Raw genomic sequence first — 16,303 nt, forward strand, 5'->3', positions numbered from 1 at the left:
ATGGCCAGCAATTTATCACGCCTTGACTCGTCGTAAAGAGAAGCCCAAAAACCGTCACCGATATCAGCCTGATAACCCACCATTTCAAAGTCAGGCTTTGCAATGCGCTGACTGTGAAACTGAACCCCTCCGTTTACAAAACCTTCAGTACCGGTAAGTTTAAATTTAAGCCTGAGGTGATAATTCGAATAGGTTCCTGTAGTCTTTATGAATTGATTATGTGGAACCATTTCTGTCAGCGAGCCGCCCATTATGGCACCTTCCCGGATGCGCCAGGTTTTAACCGTATCACCTTCCCAGCCCTTAAAACTCCTGCCATCAAATAGTTTGATTTTCTTCTTTCCAGATTGGGCATTCGATTGCAGAAAAGGAGCAAAACATAGGATCAGAACCACATAAAAAACTCTCATATCAGGATTTTTTCTACTTTAATATTTGATTATCAAAATCTTAGCCATTTTGGCTTTACCTTTGGAGCGGAAAATTTAGGAATATATAACTAAAATAGGAAATATTTAATTACAAAAAATATTTATTCTCAGTTTGATAAGAGATTTATGCGTTTTCAGATTAAATCAGCCCCGTCATTTCTTTGGGTTTTCGGTTATAGCAGTTAGGGCCTGCAGAAACCATGCGGAATGAGGAATCCATTGCTCTGTCCAGCGCCATTCATTGCCGTTGTCTTCTATTTTATAATCTATCCCGCCTCCATCACCATTTTCTTTCTTTCCTGTAATCCCATTTGAAATACCGCCCCTTTGTGAACCATGACCAAACAGCGCTTTCATATAAGGCACGTTGTTTTTACCAAATTCATACATAAAGCAAACATTGTAGGGGTTAGATCCCAATATCCAGGACATCTGCTGCTGGGCGTATCCGGCAAGTGAATCCTTAACACCCCAGACGTTGTCTGAGGGATAGACCAAACGACCGCCAACAATGGCCGCAGCGGCCAAAGAAGCTAATCTGGCATTTTCTCCCTGCCACCACCATCCAGTCTCGTTTTCGTGAGGAATAAAAAACCCATTCTTAATTTTTCCCTGGTATTTGAAAGTTTGTCTGGCATAACCGAACGGGTTACTGACTTCAGCCGTAACGCTGAGATTATAGTCCAGCGCCTTTTTAATAACCGCCATAGTCCCGTCCCTTCTACTTCTATCTGTTTCTTTTGTCAGGTACCTGCACAATGCAATAACCGGTAATCCGGCATCGGCAGCATGCCAAAACGGGCGGTCTTTATCATCTGCCAGAAAATAACCCTTTGGGGTCATCCTTTTTTTTAGATTATCCGCCCGTTTTCTTGCCTCATCGCCATAATAAGCGCTATCGGTTATTATCCAAAGTTCAGTAGCGGCCATCAGTGCGCAATAATCATCAATGATGTTCTCCTTGCCATCGTCTGTGTATTTCGTGTTGTTGACCACCAAATGTGCATAGGCCCTTTTTGCCGCAGCCAGATATTGGGCTGAACTGAACTCACCATCCCGTTTCCAGCCTGATATACGTGCAAGTGCCGCAATACCCATTCCTCCCCCCTCTCTGAATGCACACTGGTAATCGGAAGTTGTTTTACTGTCAGCTTCCAGACCTACTATTCGTCTTGCACTGATATCCGGTTTAAAATAACTGAAAACTGTCATGTAAAAATAATCCTCTTTGGACAATGAACGCATGATATAATCTGCACCCCATAAGCCCTCGCTGGCCAGCGAATCCTTAATACCCAGCCGCTCAAGTGTGCCTGGAATACTTTCATATGTATTTGCCATAGACCATACCACGTTCGGAATCTGCTGAGGCGACATGAAATTGGCGTAGGCCAAATGAGAAAAATATTTACTGATGTCACCAGAGGCATCTGCCCATCCACCCCTGATGTCTACACGCTGCTCACTCCCATAAAGCAGCATATGGGCATCACCCTCCAGTTCCTGTGGCGTATTTGCCCTTTGTTTATTATAATAATGAACTATAGCACCAAGCGTACTGTTTGCCAAAGCATTTTCTCCGATCCTAAATTCTTCAGAACTGATGTTTTTATCGGCGTAATTGATGCTGACCTTGTATTTGCCGGCTTTGAGAAATGAAGTAAAATCAGCGGAATAATAATGTTTTCCGGGTGTCCATTCTTCAATAGTTCCCAGGCTCTTCAAGTTTCCTGAAAACTCAATCTTTTTTGTTCCTATATTGACCACACTAAATTTTAAAATGCCTTTTACCGGCTGGTCGAAACGCACCACTGCCCTTTTAGGACTTTTCGTATCATAGGCAACATGATTTACATAAATAGCTGGCTGGCTGATTGCAGAAACAGAAAACATGAGTACAATTCCTGTTAACAAAGACTTTAGATGATTCATTTTTGAGCAGTAATTTCTGGATTTAAGGGGAATTCCTAAAATACTACTTATAAATGAGTTATTCCATCACAAAAGCTAGCCTTTAAATTTTACCCCGCAACCAACAGCTTTGGTAAACGTAACCACAGGTTTATTTCCTGAAAGCAACGCTTTAAGCGCATCTTCTAAAAATGCTTTGCGTTCAGTGCCTGTATTCTCCGGATCATTGTCTATAGCCCCAATATATTCCACCTTTATCGCATCACTATCTTTGCTCAGAAGATATACATGCGGCGTACGTTCAGCACCAAACTGACGTGTGACGGTCTGACCGGGATCAAACAGGTAAGCAAACGGAAATCCTTTAGATTTAGCACGTTCCTGCATGAGTTTAAAATCATCACCACCTGACACTTCAGGGTCATTTGGATTAATGGCAATTACCGGGAACCCCTTAGCAGCATAGTCCTTATGCAATTTGATCAGTCTCTCTTCATAGGCCTGTGAAACGGGACAGGTGTTGCAGGTAAAAACAACAATATACCCCCTGGCATCTTTGTAATCTTTGAAAGACACCATTTTATTATCGACATTCTTTAAACTAAGCTCAGGAACCACGCTACCGGGCTGGTATCCTTTGGTTTGAGCTGCAGCATGCAGGCAGAGCGCCATTAATGCCATCGTGATTAAATTTTTCATACCCTTTATTTATTGATATTGTAAATATTTATTAATTCAGTATATGTCAATTCCTTTGGAAATAATTGTCTGCGGTTCCTGGCCCTATTCACAACCAGTGTGGCCGGTATGGTGCCCGACCAATTTTTATCAACTTTTTCAATGTACACCTGCTGGTCTCTTTCATTCAATACGAATACTTCATTAGCCAGTTTCATCTTCCTTAAAAAAGGTTTTACTTCTGATTCCAGCTTTGATTTAAAATCAAGGCTTATTAAAAGCACTTTCAATGGCGCGTTATAGTAGGTCTTTTTAAGCTTTTCAAACGAAGGCAGCTCTTTCACACAGGGAATACACCAGGTAGCCCAAAGATTCACCATATAAACTGTATCCTTACCGTTTTCCAACCTTTTATTCAGCTGGTCAACTGTAAGGAGCTGTACATCCTGAGCTAAAAGTTTGGATGAAACAACAGCTAGTAAGACAAGGGCATAAAATACCTTCATGGTTCTGTATCAACAATTTAGGAATAAATTTGTTTATTCAGCTTAGCCCTCATCGTAGCTAAGCATCCAGGTAATTCCAAATCTATCGGTAATCACACCAAAAAAAGCTCCCCAGGGACGGCGGGATAGCTGATCTTTAATGTTGCCACCTTTTGAAAGTGAAGAAAAGATTTTTTTTATCTGATGAGCACTATCACAAGTAAAAGACAAAGAAATATTTGTTCCTAGCGTAAAGCCGGCACAGCTAATCATATCAGAGGCCATAATGATCATGTCGTCTGTAATCAGCACAGCATGCATAATCTGATCCTCTGTGCCCGGGGGATACTGAATGTCTGAAGGCGTTTCCCCGACCGTCTGAAAGGTTAACTCACCGCCAAAACTGTCTTTATAAAAAATCATGGCCTCACGGCAGTTCCCTCTGAAGGTCACATATGGAGTCAGTATTGCCATTTTTAATATCTTTCTCCAAATTTAAGGCAAGAATTAAATTTAAAGGGGGTGCAGAAGTGACATTTTGAATGGTAAAATGCGACCTGTTAAAGATAGATCGCGCCCTCCATCACTATAACTGACGAGCCGCTTACCCAAATCCCGTCTTCCTCAACCCGAACATGAATATCAGAGGAGTGCTTGACGGCGGTTCCCTGTAAAATACGATAATCCTTGTTGCGTTCAATAAAACCATAATGTTCAAGATATCCTGTTAAAGGCCCTGCTGCAGTCCCGGTAGCAGGGTCTTCATCAATGCCAATACCCGGATTAAAAAATCTTGCTTCTGCCAGATATTCAGGATGCGGATGATTTGTGGTAAAAAGATAAAAGCCCTCGAACCTATATTCTTCAGACAATTTTTTCAAAATGGCTTTATCAGGTACCGCTTTCTGAAGCGTTTCAAAATTTTTCACCGGCACCATTAAGTGTGCCACCTCAGTTTCTGCTACATTGACTTCCCAATTGTTAAGCACTAAATCTTCAATATCAAGTCCAATAGCCGGTGCGACAATGGCAGCTGAGATAGGCTTTTTTACTTTAACAGGGCGCTGTTTCATGGCAACATACGGGAGTCCTGCTTCTTCGGTGATCCTTAACGGGATCTTTGTATCCTTTATAAAGACCCATGGCATTCCATCCTGATTTTTAAAAATATCCCAATGTTTCAGCAGGGCCAGGCAAACAGCTCCCAAAAGGTTATGTCCCGCCCCGTTCACTTCAAACTCAGCCGGCGTAAAAGAACGTATCTTAAGGGCATTTTCGGCTTTAGAATAGGTAACAAAAGAGGTTTCAGAATATCCAAACTCCCTGGCAATGCTGAAATATTCTTCAAGCTCAAGAGGAGCTTCAGTATAAACTACTGAAAGCTGATTCCCCTTATATTTTTGGTCTGTAAATACATCTAGTACATAATAATCTAATTTCTTCATTTCTATTAATTTTACTATTTAACAATATGCATCAATGCCTTATAACTGCTGAGTTTTGAGTAAAGTTTTTTTAGCCAAAAAATCCATTGAAATATTTTCCTGATCTGCATAGCTTCATTCTTTTGGATAAATGAAAATTGTATATCAAAATTAATCAGCAATAGTTTAAATTTGTTATGGGTTAACTTAAGGTAACCGGTTACCTTAAGTTAACCATCAGCATATGACAACTATAAGCATAAATGGAAAAATACAGGAAGCAACCTGCGAACAAGAGCTTTCAGCTATCCGGGACAGCCTGGAAATCCTCGGCGGAAAATGGAAACTGAGAATCATGCGCCACCTGAACAGCAGAGAAGGTAAAAGAAACACCTTTAAAAAGATTCAGCGCGAGATCGAGGGGATTTCGGCTAAGATGTTATCCAAAGAGCTGCAAGATCTGGAGATCAATCTATTGGTTTCCAGAACAGTACTGGACACCCGCCCAGTTACAGTGGCCTATGCCATGACTGAGTACGGCTGCAGCGTGCTGCCTGTAACAGATACCCTGGTAGAATGGGGCCTGAATCATCGCCAGAAGATCAAATCGTAATACAAAAGGGCAGGTTTTGAAAACCTGCCCTTTTGTATTAATCTCCTATCTTATCACATTAATGTTTTCCAATTCCTGTTTTGTACATTTTTGCGCCAAAAATGAAAATAACAACGTAACATACGATTGGGGCATAATAAGCATTTGCGACACCGTGATGATCAGCAATAAAACCCATCAGGAACGGCAAAATTGCGCCGCCTACAACTCCCATTGAAATAAAAGAAGAAGCCTGCTGTGTATGCTTACCAAGATTTTTCAATCCTAAACTGAAAATGGTCGGGAACATGATACTAAAAAAGAAGTTGATCATTAGCAATGCGATGTATGAAGGCCAGCCCAAATGCTGCGCTACTATAACGCACATAACGATATTTCCTGCCGCAAATATGGCCAGCAGTTTATTAGGCGCCATCACTGTCATTAATGAGGTACCAACAATACGTCCAAGCAGCATCATGCCCATAAAAAGTCCCATAAAATAAGCCGCTTTTTCACCGCTAAAATGCATAATATTAGTGCCGTAATTGATAAAGAATGCCCAGGTACCACCTTGCGCTGCAACATTAAAAAATTGTGCCACACAGGCCCACACAAAGTGACGGTGTTGGAAGAGCCCTTTCTGCGGTGCCAAATCAATATTCACTGCTTCAGGATCATCTGAAGTTGTTACAGCATGAGGATCAGTCAACGGAGGTATTTTAAGAAACATAAAGGCAACCGCAATTAATAATACAACGATACCGATACAGACATATAATGTTTTTACAGATGTAAGGTCTGTGCTTTTTACAGTATCCCCAGCCAAAAGAAAAAAGCCTCCGATGAGTGGTCCAATAATAGTACCTACCGCATTGAAAGTTTGTGCAAAGTTTACGCGCAGATCACTTTTCCGCTGATCACCAAGAGCCGCCGCAAACGGATGCGCAACGGTCTCTAACGTTGCCATGCCACAACCCACGATAAATAGCGCTATCCTAAAAAAGGTAAATGATGAAGCATTGGCCGCCGGCACAAATAAAAATAAGCCCAGGGCAAATAAAACGAGGCCTAATATCACCCCAGGCTTATATCCATATTTCTTCATGAAAAAGCCAGCCGGGACACTCATAATAAAATAAGCGCCAAACACGGATAATTGGATCAATCCCGATTGGGCCATTGACAGGTTCAGGACGTTTTGAAAGTGTTTGTTGAGTACATCGCTCATGGAATGCAGCACGCCCCACATCAAAAATAATGAAGTGACACAAATAAAAGTGATTATAAATCTCTTTTCGGTAAATAGTGGTTTTTGGTCCATATATTTGGTTTGTTTGTTGGCTCAATAATAATAAAACGATTCATCATCACAACAATGCTGAATCGTTTTATCATTTGAATATACATAATATTTCAAAAGCAAAAGATACAGCTTTTATTATAAATGACAATACCTGCCACCACTGCGTCTGTAACAACTTTAAGAAAGAAAACTTGCTTACTCGCCGCGCCTCAGGCTTTTACTTCCGCCAATGTTGTAGCGTATACCGAACGCCTGCTGGTTATCAACAACCCCTTCCAGGAAGTGAAAGGACAGCGTAAACTGACCTTCAATCCCTTTGTAGATATGCGGCCTCCAGGTCAGATCAGTCCTGTTGTAAGTTTTAGCAGAATAAAACTGGTCTCCATACAATAATCTGTGGCCCTGTCCTTTGTAAAAAGAATTGATCACACCAAAACGACGGTACTCCATCAGGAGTTCCAACAATGCGCCTTTGGGTGTTTTCCAGCCCCCAACACTGCGTACCCGTTCGAAAGACATCATCCCGCCGGCATTGATCGTCAGGGAATCCAAAAAAGTTCTGCGCGACAAATCTACCCCAACCTTTACTATGGCAGCGCCATTGTCTTCGACATGGTCATCAGCGATAGGAACAGCAGGGCCAGCATTGTGAAGCATCATGGCATAGTGTGAAACAAAAAATATCCCTTTTTTATAGCTGCCCGAAAGTCCGAAAATAAAGTTTTCACGGTCCGTGGCAGTCTGTCTGCTTGTCCAGTCTATCCAAAGGACCTGCTTCCAGTTTTCATTCTGATATTTGAGTAGCATCCCTTCTACATTTGGCCGGTAATAATTAAAAGTGTCTTTAAGCAAAGCCCTTGGATAATCGTCGACAAGTGTCCGCCGGGGGAACATTCCCATAAAGAAATTCCAGTCCTGCTTTTTAAATTCGTAATAAGCTACCGGATCGATCTTATTGGTAAATTTGGGCGAGCCAAATTCATGCAGTGCGTTTAATCCTATTCTAAGCCTGTGGGTACTGTCCAGCAGCAGTCCAATTTCCGGAGAAAACCGCAACCCAAAGATCGTTTGAGAAAAACGGTTGGAGTTGGCATATTCCCTGTTATCGGCAAACGTATGGAGGTTTAGGTTACCCTCCAGCTCCTGTGCCTGAACACAATTGCCAATGAAATAAAGCAGAATGATACTGAAGAGAAATTTAAAACGCATTTGCAAAGGTAATTTTTAGGTTAATGTGTTACTGCAGCCGGACTTTCTTGCCCGGCGTTTGCAGCGGCAGCAAATATAGTCTGTTTTTTCTTTACCATAATGCTAACTCTGTAAATCAAAAATATACTGATCACAATCACGACCGAGACTACGATACCCAGAATCCCATAGTGTTCAAGCGGACTGGTCTTATTTTTTTGAGTTACGATCAAACCGGCAAAAAGCGCAGCTATGCCACCGGCCATTTGCTGCAATGAAGAATTGACACTCATAAACGCACCCCGGTCTTTCATATCCGGAATGCTCATCGTCAATGTTGTCGCCGGGATGATCCTGCTCATGATCCCCATAAACATGATCATATTGATCACAACTACCTGCCACACAGGCACCGGATCCAGGTTGGTGTAGATCAGGATCATGATGATGGCGATGACACATCCGGCAGTGAAAATTAAGAATTTATCTACTTTATCACTTAGTTTACCAATTAGCGGCATCACTATAATCGAGGAAAAACCGGTAAACATAAAGATCAGCGGCAATTGCTCGGCTGTAATCCTGATGTTGTTAATGAGGTAAGAGCTGCTGAAAGGCATCAGCATAAAACCACCGACACTCAAAAAGGCAGTTGCAATAAAACCTGTTTGATAAGAAGGGTTAGAAATGGCATGCCACAAATGCAGAAAAGCATTCTTATCAGACTGCAATTCAAGGTGTTTATCAATTGGTCTTATTTTCAATATGATGACCACTGCGATGCACGAAGCCAGAACCACGATCATCAAAAAGGTCGAATGCCAGCCCCAGGCATTGGCCAGATAAAGACCGATTGGAATACCAAGGATCTGACTTCCGGAAAATGCCATTTGCACAAATCCCATCACCCTCCCCCGCTGGTTGACCGCGAAAATATCGGCCATAATGGTCATCGTGATGGCACCAATAACACCTCCAAACAGACCGGTAACGATCCTGGCACCAAGCAGCATCCAGAAGCTCGTAGCCAGCGCGCAGCACAGCGTGCCCACAATAAATCCAAAATAAAAGAAAAGCAGCAATTTTTTACGGTCAAATTTATCAGCGAATCCTGCCGCGAGAATACCTGAAGCGCCTGCGCTGAAGGCATAAGAAGACACAACCAGCCCAAATCCTTTGGGAGTGATGGCCAGGGACTTCATGAGAAAATCGCCAAGCGGAGCGAGGATCATAAAATCGAGTACTATTGTAAATTGCAGCAATGCAAGGATCGCAATGACCAATTTCTGATAGGTTGTGAAAGGTTGGGCTATATTCGTCTGAGATTGTTCCATTCTATATGTTTTATTATTTTTTTAATGCTTTGAGTACAAGTTCAAAAGTATCCCAAAGTGCTTTATCTGTCAGTATAAAGGCTTGTCCCGCTATACTTCTTTTTTCATTGTGAAAACGGATCAGGTTGTATAAAGGTGCAAATGCTACCGACCAGTAAACATCAAGGGACATTGGGTTTATTTCACCGCGGCTTACCGCATTGTGCATGAACTTGCCAAGTGTCGGTTTGAAATTACCGGCAATACAATTGAAAATCTGCTCCTGGTAGCTTGACGACCGCAGCAGTTCCAGAAACCGGGCAGATATTGGATTTTCAAGCATACATTTCGCTCTGTTCTTCCACTGCTGCCTCAATCCTTCTTCAAAAGATGCCTCGGGGTCAAAGTTTTCCAGCATAATGTCACTCATCCGCTTCCCCTCTTCCATCCCGACCTGCAGGATCAGGTCATCTTTATCCTTATAATAAATGTAAAGTGTGGCAACAGATATCCTGCATTCTTTGGCCAGCTTATTCATCGTAAACCCCTCAAAACCGGTTCGCACCAACAACTCCATTGCTTTCGCTTTGACCAGGTCCACCTTATTTAAATCTCTGCCGCGCATATCAGTAAATTACACCAGCAAATATAAATGAATATTCATTCACTTATAAATATTAGGTAAAATATATTTTCAGGACCTGTTTATCGAACTTTATCGTGCCTGAATTGTTATCATGACAATCTGAATAAGATGATCACATCACTCAAAAAAGCTGCCATGAAAACTCCTAAGAAAACTATAAAAGCTGAAATCAAAGATCAAAAAAAACCTAAAGGCGCTGAACCTGAAAACGCAACATCAGCAAAAGATGCGAAGAAAGTCAGTACGAGTAAAAAGAAATAATTGTTGTATATAACTATAGTTGAATACAGCACCTATGCCAGTATAGGACAACAATTTTCCTGTCAAATCTTCAAGAGTATTGCAAGGGGGCTTCAAGGGGCTTGCATAACCCTTTAGGCCTTTCAATCCCTGTGGAGCCCTTGAGCGGGTGCATGTAAGATATAGCCGCAAATCAGCAGCTGAACAGTAAAGGAGGATTAGGTACTAAGATTTCTTTTTAGGAACTTTAGCTCCTTCTTTCCTGGCTTCTGAAAGTCCGATAGCTACAGCCTGCTTTTTGGAAGTTACTTTCTTGCCACTACCCGATTTTAATTTCCCTTCTTTCATTTCATGCATCGTTTTTTCTACTTTTTCAGATGCCTTTTCAGAATATTTTGCCATTTCTTTAAAACTTATGTTCAATGTCAATAACAAGTCTGTTTTTAGAAAGTTTAAAGCTTTTTTATTTCACCTGTGCTCCAGGAGATTTTGCTTTATACGCCGGATTTATCTAACTTAATTCCCGATTAAAAAAATACACCTATGAGCTCTCGCAGGGGTTTTATTAAAGACGCAGCCTTACTGACCGCAGGAACATTGGTCTCCAGCACCTCTTTAGGTTATTTTTCTATTCCTAAAAAGAAAAAGATCATCATCATTGGTGCCGGCTTTGCAGGTCTGTCCGCTGCTTATTCCCTCTATCAGCGCGGCATAGATTTTGAGCTCATAGAATCCAGGAATGAAGCCGGGGGCAGGGTATTTTCACATGCCATTGATGAAAAAGAAAAACTCACTGTAGAACTGGGCGCCGAATGGGTTGGAGAAGACCATCATTTTCTGCGCGGATTATGTGACCGGTTTAAACTTCCTTTAGACAACAACCAGTTTGACACCCAGGTAATTTATAAAAACAAACATTACACGACCCTTGAGCAGGTCACCTCTAAACAATGGGATGCTAAATATCAGCAGCTCCTGCTGAATTATCAAAAATTAACAGAAGCTCAAAAAGAAGCATTGGGCAGAAAGCTGGATAAGATCGACTGGTGGCGATACCTGGTCAACAATGGCTGCAGCGGCCGGGACCTGGACATTAGAGAGCTAACAGACAGTACTGATTTTGGGGAGAGCATCAGACATGTCTCCGCATATGCAGCTTTAGACGAATATTCCCGGAGCAGCAAAAATTCCAGGAATGAAATGGATTATAAGATCAGGGGCGGCAACCAGCAATTGGCTTTTAAGCTAAAGTCACTATTTGCCGGTAAGATCAAATTTGGTCACCAGGTGCAAAAAGTAGTCCAGACTGACCGGGTAAAAGTACATTGCGACAATGGTTACATCGCCGAAGGCGACAAACTCATCTGTACCGCTCCCACCTTTGCTGTAAAAAAGATCAGCTGGCAGCCTGAACTGCCGGAAACCATGACCTATGCCTTAGATGCACTCCAGTACGCAAGAATCAACAAAAACGCACTACTGTTCAACAAGCGCTTTTGGAAGAATGACAGTTTTGACATGATCACAGATATGCCCGGCCATTATTTCTACCATGGCACAAAAAACCAGCAATCAGCAAAGGGAGCTTTGATATCTTATACCATTGGCGACAAGGCAGCTGTAGTGGCCAATCAAACCGATCAATGGCGTACACAAATGATACAAGCCTCTCTGCAGCCTGCATTTCCAAACATTAAAGATTTATTGGAAAAACAGACCAATTACTATTGGGGCAATAACGATTACTCCATGGGTGCCTATGCCATGTATGGCAAAGGAGAATGGTTTGATCTTTTCCCCAAATTGAACGCAAGCCACATCCATACCCATTTTGCCGGAGAGCACCTGTCTGAATACTGGCAGGGCTTTATGGAAGGCGCACTGGAAACTGGAAAAGAGGCTGCAGCCAAAATCTAGCCAGCCTCCCCTCCATACTTAATTGATAAAGATCTCATCTACAAACATTACCGCCGGCTTCCCTTTACCAGGATGCCATGCAGGCAACTTCTTAGTCGTTTTGGCTACCAGCTTAATGCAGGAAAGCAGTTGCGGCTTAAATTGCACTTCCATATTCACGATCAACGGTACATCACCCGGCTTTGCTGCCTGCGGCCGGTAGGTGCCCAGCAATTTCAGATTTTTAGAATCCTTACCGCCCCAAACCTCTACCACCTGCGGCAACAGGGAGTTGTTGGCCAGGTGTCTGATGGCATTTAGGCCGACAGCCTGTGCCAGTACGGGTTGCTTAAACAGCATCAATGTCGAGAAGTCGTTCTTAATATAGCCCGCCCAGCGGCCCTGGAAAATATCAATACTGCCAAACTGCCCGTCAATCAGTGCCGGGGCTCTGCCACCGTTGAGGTTTTCTTCAGGCAGCAATAAATTGCTGATGCTATCAGGTTTATAGGTGCTTTTGTACAAAGGGAACTCCAGCAGATCACTGCTTATCCAGCCCTTCTTATAGCTGCGCGTTTTGAGTATCATATTTTTGCTGACAGGAATCGGGTTTTTGTAAAGTGGAGCTTTTGCACTGTCAGGCTCAGAGCCATCCAGCGTATACCGAATCTCTACACCTTTGATGGCATGCTTCAATTCCAGGTTAAAAGCTTGTTTAAATAGCCTGGATTCCACATTTAGCTTAGGCGGGTTCAGCTTAGATGAAAACTGACCTGTACCATTAAAGCCACCGACGACATTGATCTTTCTGTATTGCTTCTGCAATTGTTTGAGCTCTGCCGGGTTCATTTGTGTCTCCCATAGGGCAAGGTATTTGACGCCGCTTTTATTGGCATAGTCGCTGACCGTTTTGTAGCCGACTGCGGTGCCTGACAGCGATAAGGTGTGCAAATGCTTCAGGTCCTTTAAATATTTAAGCCCGTCCCCTTTTATTGCAGTAAAATTCAGAATCAGCTTCCTCAGGTTTTTAAACTCAGCGATCACCTTCAGGTCTTCATCTTTAACAGGCATTCCGCTCAGGTTTAAAGAAACAATTTGTTTTTTAATGGCTTCCAGTTCCTTTAAAACATCCGGTTTAAAACTCGTTTTATCATAAACAACAACAGCAAGCGCAGGTGAATTCTTTGCCAGAGGCGAGATCACCCTGTAATTGTTACTGAGTTTTTTTATATCATCCTCATCCGCAGCACTGAAATCATAATCTTCTTCTTCAGCCATTTCCGGAGGAGTCAGGTAGACAGCTGCCAGTATCCTCAGCGAATCATTTTCAGCCAGATCCAGCACCTTCTTTTTCATTTCCCCATTCTGTTTTACCCACAGACTCAGCAAGGCCGTTTCATCATCAGTCAGCTGGGCTTCGTCTTTGGGCGGCATATGCTTCTTCTCATCCATAGGAAGATGGATACGTTGCAGCAGCAAACTGATCTCAGGCTTACCCGGCACAAAAAGCTGTCCGTTCTTCCCGCCTTTCAGCATTGATTTGGCATCAGCCAGGATCAATCCGCCTTTAGCCTTTTCCAGGTTATGACAGTTCAGGCACTTTTGAGAAAAAATGGGCAGGATGACGTCTTCAAATACCCTGGCCTGGTCAATCGGCACTTTGAGGATTTGTTTGGCCGGAGTTATGGGTTCCAGTACAAAATTCTCTCCATGGGTCAGTGTAGCACCGTAGTGTCCGGTCATGATCAGTGCAAGCGTAACCACCACGGCTCCCGCTTTAGCAAAGGGAGCTTTGTACCAGGCTGCATTTCTGCACCAATAAATCGCCGAACCCACGAAAACAACGCTTACCCCTGTCCATTTGTGCCAGTCCAGCAAAGCACCTCCATAAGCCGGTTCCCTGGAAAGAAACAGCCCCATAATCACCGTAATGGCAGAAAAAACAACGCCAAGCAGCAACAATCCTGAGGTAAAGTTCTGGTACAGGTTTTCCTTTGCATAAGCAGTCTTAAACCTGAAAAATTCCAGTACCATAGCCAGCATCAGGATCACAATCGGAAAATGGAGCAGCATGGGATGCATTCTGCCTACCGGCTGCAGCCAAAGCGGAATACTGATCTTATGGCCAAAGATCAGGAGAAAAACAATAAAAATATTAGCCGCAAAAAGCAGGTTCTCTGCGAAACCTTTCAGGGTTATCTTCATAGAGAAACTATACGCGGGTAAATTTGTAAGGATAAACTTTTCCGGATGCCCATTGTGCCACATACAGATTCTCATCATCATCCACACAGACATCATGCGGATTTAACAAGATCTTATCCAGTTGTGACATCGGCTGTAATACGCCATCCTTATAAACAGGCTCAGTGCCGCCAATATTTGACACTACCTTGTTGTGCTTGTCGAGGATGGTTACAAAGCCACTTCCTGCAGCATTCAAATCTGGCGAGCGCAATACCGCAGCATACAAATGATCTTTGTGGATCACCGGACGGCAGACGCAGGCGCCCGGTAAGGCAATCACCTCGATCAAATTTCCCTGCAGGTCAAACCGTTTAAAACAGTTGCGTGTACGGTCAGTAACCAACAAAGTTGCTTTTCCCTGTCTTTTATCTATACAAACCCCGTGAGCATTGTCCAGGTTTTTGGTTTCGGTCCCTCTGCCGCCAAAGTGGCTCAGGAGCTTGCCATCCGCACTGTAATGAAACACGTACTGCAGGCCATAACCATCAGCTATGAAGAAACTGCCATTGTCGGCAACCGCTGTTTCTGTAGGCACAAACTCTTCTATTTTTTTATACAGTCCGGTTTCCATCGGACAGTCTATGGTCATTAATAGCTTGCCGTCCAGGGTAGTTTTATATACCTGATGCCTGTTCGTATCCGTAATGAAGAGATATTCCCTGCCGTTCTCCTTTGCCAGGGTCAGTCCATGGGCACCAGGAAATTCATGCCCCCATGATGACAGCAATTTACCAGATTTATTATAGATCAGCACATTATTCTTAGTCTCGTTGGTGAGCAGGATGATTCTTCCTTTAGCGTCCTGCACCATTTCATGGCAGTCATTTACAGGGTTGACCGATGGGTTCAGCTGTCCCCATTTCGCATCCATACTGTATTTCATTTTGTTGTGACCATATACAGGTCCTTTTGGGCTCGCGAGCATATCTTTAGCTATAAAAAAGCTTGCCGAAACGGCAGCAGTGTGTTTGATAAATGTTCTTCTTTCCATATTACGCAATGATGTCGTTAATTACTTTGCCGGAAACGTCAGTTAACCGGTATCTTCTTCCTAAATGTTTAAATATCAGTTTCTCATGGTTCAGCCCCAGCTGATGTAAAACTGTAGCCTGAAAATCATGCACATGCACCGGATCTTTGGCCACGTTGTAACCAAATTCATCGGTCTCTCCGTAAACTCCGGGCTTAATGCCTCCGCCTGCCATCCAGATGCTGAAACAGCGCGGATGGTGGTCACGGCCATAATTATCTTTGCTCAGGGTACCCTGACTGTAATTGGTGCGTCCAAACTCACCGCCCCAGATCACCAGTGTTTCGTCAAGCAGCCCTCTTTGTTTGAGGTCGGTGATCAGCGCCGCAGAAGCCTGGTCAACATCTTTGGCCTGACCGGCAATGTCTCTTGGCAGGTTGCCGTGCTGGTCCCATCCCTGGTGATATAACTGCACAAAGCGTACGCCATTTTCACTCAGTTTGCGGGCCAGCAGACAGTTGGCCGCAAAAGTGCCGGGCACCAGGCAATCCGCACCATACATTTTAATGATGTCATCCGGTTCTTTGGAAACATCGGTAATCTCCGGAACTGCGGTCTGCATCCGGTAGGCCATTTCATATTGCTGTACCTTGGCGCTGATCTCCGGATCTCCAAATTCCTGGTAAGACATGTCGTTCATTTCCGCCAGCTTATCGAGCATCTTTCTGCGTTCAAAACGGTTCAGACCTGCAGGATCTTTAAGGTACAGCACCGGATCTTCACCAGCACTGAACTGCACGCCCTGATGGGTAGAATCGAGAAAGCCATTGGTCCAGAGTTTGGAATATACCCCTTGTCCGTCACCCTTGCCCCTGGACAACAATACTGTAAAGGCAGGTAAATTTTTATTTTCACTGCCCAGACCATAACTCAGCCATGCTCCCATACTGGGCCTGTTGCCCTGTTGAGCACCCGT

At 43.3% G+C, this 16,303-nt stretch carries 17 protein-coding genes; 3 read left to right on the plus strand and 14 right to left on the minus strand.

Annotated elements, in window-relative coordinates:
• From VK541_RS07380 to VK541_RS07405, 6 genes are all read right to left on the minus strand, one after another.
• On the minus strand, window positions 1–410 hold a 410-nt coding region (locus VK541_RS07380; protein WP_324368447.1), incomplete at its 3' end, for a DUF1080 domain-containing protein.
• Between the two features lie 174 nt (window positions 411–584).
• Window positions 585–2,363 carry a glycoside hydrolase family 9 protein gene (locus tag VK541_RS07385; protein WP_324368449.1) on the minus strand — a complete coding sequence of 593 codons (1,779 nt, stop codon included), beginning with the start codon at window positions 2,361–2,363 and terminating at the stop codon, window positions 585–587.
• Between the two features lie 75 nt (window positions 2,364–2,438).
• Entirely contained in the window at window positions 2,439–3,041 is a 603-nt protein-coding gene (locus tag VK541_RS07390) for a thioredoxin family protein (RefSeq protein ID WP_324368451.1), read from the minus strand.
• 5 nt (window positions 3,042–3,046) lie between these two features.
• On the minus strand, window positions 3,047–3,526 hold the full coding sequence (locus VK541_RS07395; protein WP_324368453.1) for a TlpA disulfide reductase family protein: 480 nt from the start codon (window positions 3,524–3,526) through the stop codon (window positions 3,047–3,049).
• 42 nt (window positions 3,527–3,568) lie between these two features.
• Window positions 3,569–3,979, minus strand: coding sequence for a VOC family protein (locus VK541_RS07400; protein ID WP_324368455.1), 411 nt, complete (start codon window positions 3,977–3,979; stop codon window positions 3,569–3,571).
• Window positions 3,980–4,065: 86 nt separating this feature from the next.
• Window positions 4,066–4,950 (minus strand): PhzF family phenazine biosynthesis protein, encoded by an 885-nt coding sequence (locus VK541_RS07405; protein ID WP_324368457.1) that lies wholly within the window; start codon window positions 4,948–4,950, stop codon window positions 4,066–4,068.
• A gap of 223 nt (window positions 4,951–5,173) precedes the next feature.
• Between VK541_RS07405 and VK541_RS07410 the strand changes: the two genes are divergently transcribed.
• Window positions 5,174–5,542 carry a helix-turn-helix domain-containing protein gene (locus tag VK541_RS07410; RefSeq protein WP_324368460.1) on the plus strand — a complete coding sequence of 123 codons (369 nt, stop codon included), beginning with the start codon at window positions 5,174–5,176 and terminating at the stop codon, window positions 5,540–5,542.
• 58 nt (window positions 5,543–5,600) lie between these two features.
• On the opposite strand, the gene fucP is transcribed toward VK541_RS07410, so the two are convergent.
• The 4 genes from fucP to VK541_RS07430 form a co-directional block, all read right to left on the minus strand.
• Window positions 5,601–6,845: an L-fucose:H+ symporter permease gene (fucP, locus tag VK541_RS07415; protein WP_324368463.1), complete on the minus strand. Its 1,245-nt coding sequence runs from the start codon at window positions 6,843–6,845 to the stop codon at window positions 5,601–5,603.
• Between the two features lie 177 nt (window positions 6,846–7,022).
• Window positions 7,023–8,036, minus strand: a complete 1,014-nt coding sequence (locus VK541_RS07420) for a hypothetical protein (RefSeq protein WP_324368465.1) — start codon at window positions 8,034–8,036, stop codon at window positions 7,023–7,025.
• A 20-nt stretch (window positions 8,037–8,056) separates the two neighbouring features.
• Complete coding sequence (locus VK541_RS07425; protein ID WP_324368467.1) at window positions 8,057–9,349, minus strand: MFS transporter; 1,293 nt, start codon at window positions 9,347–9,349, stop codon at window positions 8,057–8,059.
• A gap of 13 nt (window positions 9,350–9,362) precedes the next feature.
• Window positions 9,363–9,953 carry a TetR/AcrR family transcriptional regulator gene (locus tag VK541_RS07430; RefSeq protein ID WP_324368469.1) on the minus strand — a complete coding sequence of 197 codons (591 nt, stop codon included), beginning with the start codon at window positions 9,951–9,953 and terminating at the stop codon, window positions 9,363–9,365.
• Window positions 9,954–10,082: 129 nt separating this feature from the next.
• Between VK541_RS07430 and VK541_RS07435 the strand changes: the two genes are divergently transcribed.
• Window positions 10,083–10,235: a hypothetical protein gene (locus VK541_RS07435; protein ID WP_324368471.1), complete on the plus strand. Its 153-nt coding sequence runs from the start codon at window positions 10,083–10,085 to the stop codon at window positions 10,233–10,235.
• Between the two features lie 204 nt (window positions 10,236–10,439).
• On the opposite strand, the gene VK541_RS07440 is transcribed toward VK541_RS07435, so the two are convergent.
• Window positions 10,440–10,616: a DUF6496 domain-containing protein gene (locus VK541_RS07440; protein WP_209577976.1), complete on the minus strand. Its 177-nt coding sequence runs from the start codon at window positions 10,614–10,616 to the stop codon at window positions 10,440–10,442.
• 141 nt (window positions 10,617–10,757) lie between these two features.
• Here VK541_RS07440 and VK541_RS07445 point away from each other — a divergent pair, with 141 nt between their 5' ends.
• Complete coding sequence (locus VK541_RS07445; RefSeq protein ID WP_324368474.1) at window positions 10,758–12,131, plus strand: flavin monoamine oxidase family protein; 1,374 nt, start codon at window positions 10,758–10,760, stop codon at window positions 12,129–12,131.
• Window positions 12,132–12,149: 18 nt separating this feature from the next.
• Here the strand turns inward: VK541_RS07445 and VK541_RS07450 are convergent, their stop codons facing one another.
• The 3 genes from VK541_RS07450 to VK541_RS07460 all read right to left on the minus strand — a co-directional run.
• Window positions 12,150–14,315, minus strand: coding sequence for a c-type cytochrome domain-containing protein (locus tag VK541_RS07450; RefSeq protein WP_324368476.1), 2,166 nt, complete (start codon window positions 14,313–14,315; stop codon window positions 12,150–12,152).
• Between the two features lie 7 nt (window positions 14,316–14,322).
• Complete coding sequence (locus VK541_RS07455; RefSeq protein WP_324368478.1) at window positions 14,323–15,348, minus strand: hypothetical protein; 1,026 nt, start codon at window positions 15,346–15,348, stop codon at window positions 14,323–14,325.
• 1 nt (window position 15,349) lies between these two features.
• A partial coding sequence (locus tag VK541_RS07460; RefSeq protein WP_324368480.1) for a DUF1501 domain-containing protein occupies window positions 15,350–16,303 on the minus strand: 954 nt, incomplete at its 5' end.

Origin of the sequence: Pedobacter sp. (genome assembly GCF_035317785.1) — a bacterium.
Lineage (GTDB): Bacteria > Bacteroidota > Bacteroidia > Sphingobacteriales > Sphingobacteriaceae > Pedobacter.

Excerpts from the sequence above, each read along its gene's own strand:
- VK541_RS07455 (WP_324368478.1), bottom strand. The coding sequence starts at position 15,348 with ATGGAAAGAAGAACATTTATCAAACACACTGCTGCCGTTTCGGCAAGC.
- fucP (WP_324368463.1), bottom strand. The coding sequence starts at position 6,845 with ATGGACCAAAAACCACTATTTACCGAAAAGAGATTTATAATCACTTTT.
- VK541_RS07450 (WP_324368476.1), bottom strand. The coding sequence starts at position 14,315 with ATGAAGATAACCCTGAAAGGTTTCGCAGAGAACCTGCTTTTTGCGGCT.
- VK541_RS07445 (WP_324368474.1), top strand. The coding sequence starts at position 10,758 with ATGAGCTCTCGCAGGGGTTTTATTAAAGACGCAGCCTTACTGACCGCA.
- VK541_RS07385 (WP_324368449.1), bottom strand. The coding sequence starts at position 2,363 with ATGAATCATCTAAAGTCTTTGTTAACAGGAATTGTACTCATGTTTTCT.
- VK541_RS07430 (WP_324368469.1), bottom strand. The coding sequence starts at position 9,953 with ATGCGCGGCAGAGATTTAAATAAGGTGGACCTGGTCAAAGCGAAAGCA.
- VK541_RS07435 (WP_324368471.1), top strand. The coding sequence starts at position 10,083 with ATGATCACATCACTCAAAAAAGCTGCCATGAAAACTCCTAAGAAAACT.
- VK541_RS07405 (WP_324368457.1), bottom strand. The coding sequence starts at position 4,950 with ATGAAGAAATTAGATTATTATGTACTAGATGTATTTACAGACCAAAAA.
- VK541_RS07400 (WP_324368455.1), bottom strand. The coding sequence starts at position 3,979 with ATGGCAATACTGACTCCATATGTGACCTTCAGAGGGAACTGCCGTGAG.
- VK541_RS07425 (WP_324368467.1), bottom strand. The coding sequence starts at position 9,349 with ATGGAACAATCTCAGACGAATATAGCCCAACCTTTCACAACCTATCAG.
- VK541_RS07440 (WP_209577976.1), bottom strand. The coding sequence starts at position 10,616 with ATGGCAAAATATTCTGAAAAGGCATCTGAAAAAGTAGAAAAAACGATG.
- VK541_RS07395 (WP_324368453.1), bottom strand. The coding sequence starts at position 3,526 with ATGAAGGTATTTTATGCCCTTGTCTTACTAGCTGTTGTTTCATCCAAA.
- VK541_RS07410 (WP_324368460.1), top strand. The coding sequence starts at position 5,174 with ATGACAACTATAAGCATAAATGGAAAAATACAGGAAGCAACCTGCGAA.
- VK541_RS07390 (WP_324368451.1), bottom strand. The coding sequence starts at position 3,041 with ATGAAAAATTTAATCACGATGGCATTAATGGCGCTCTGCCTGCATGCT.
- VK541_RS07420 (WP_324368465.1), bottom strand. The coding sequence starts at position 8,036 with ATGCGTTTTAAATTTCTCTTCAGTATCATTCTGCTTTATTTCATTGGC.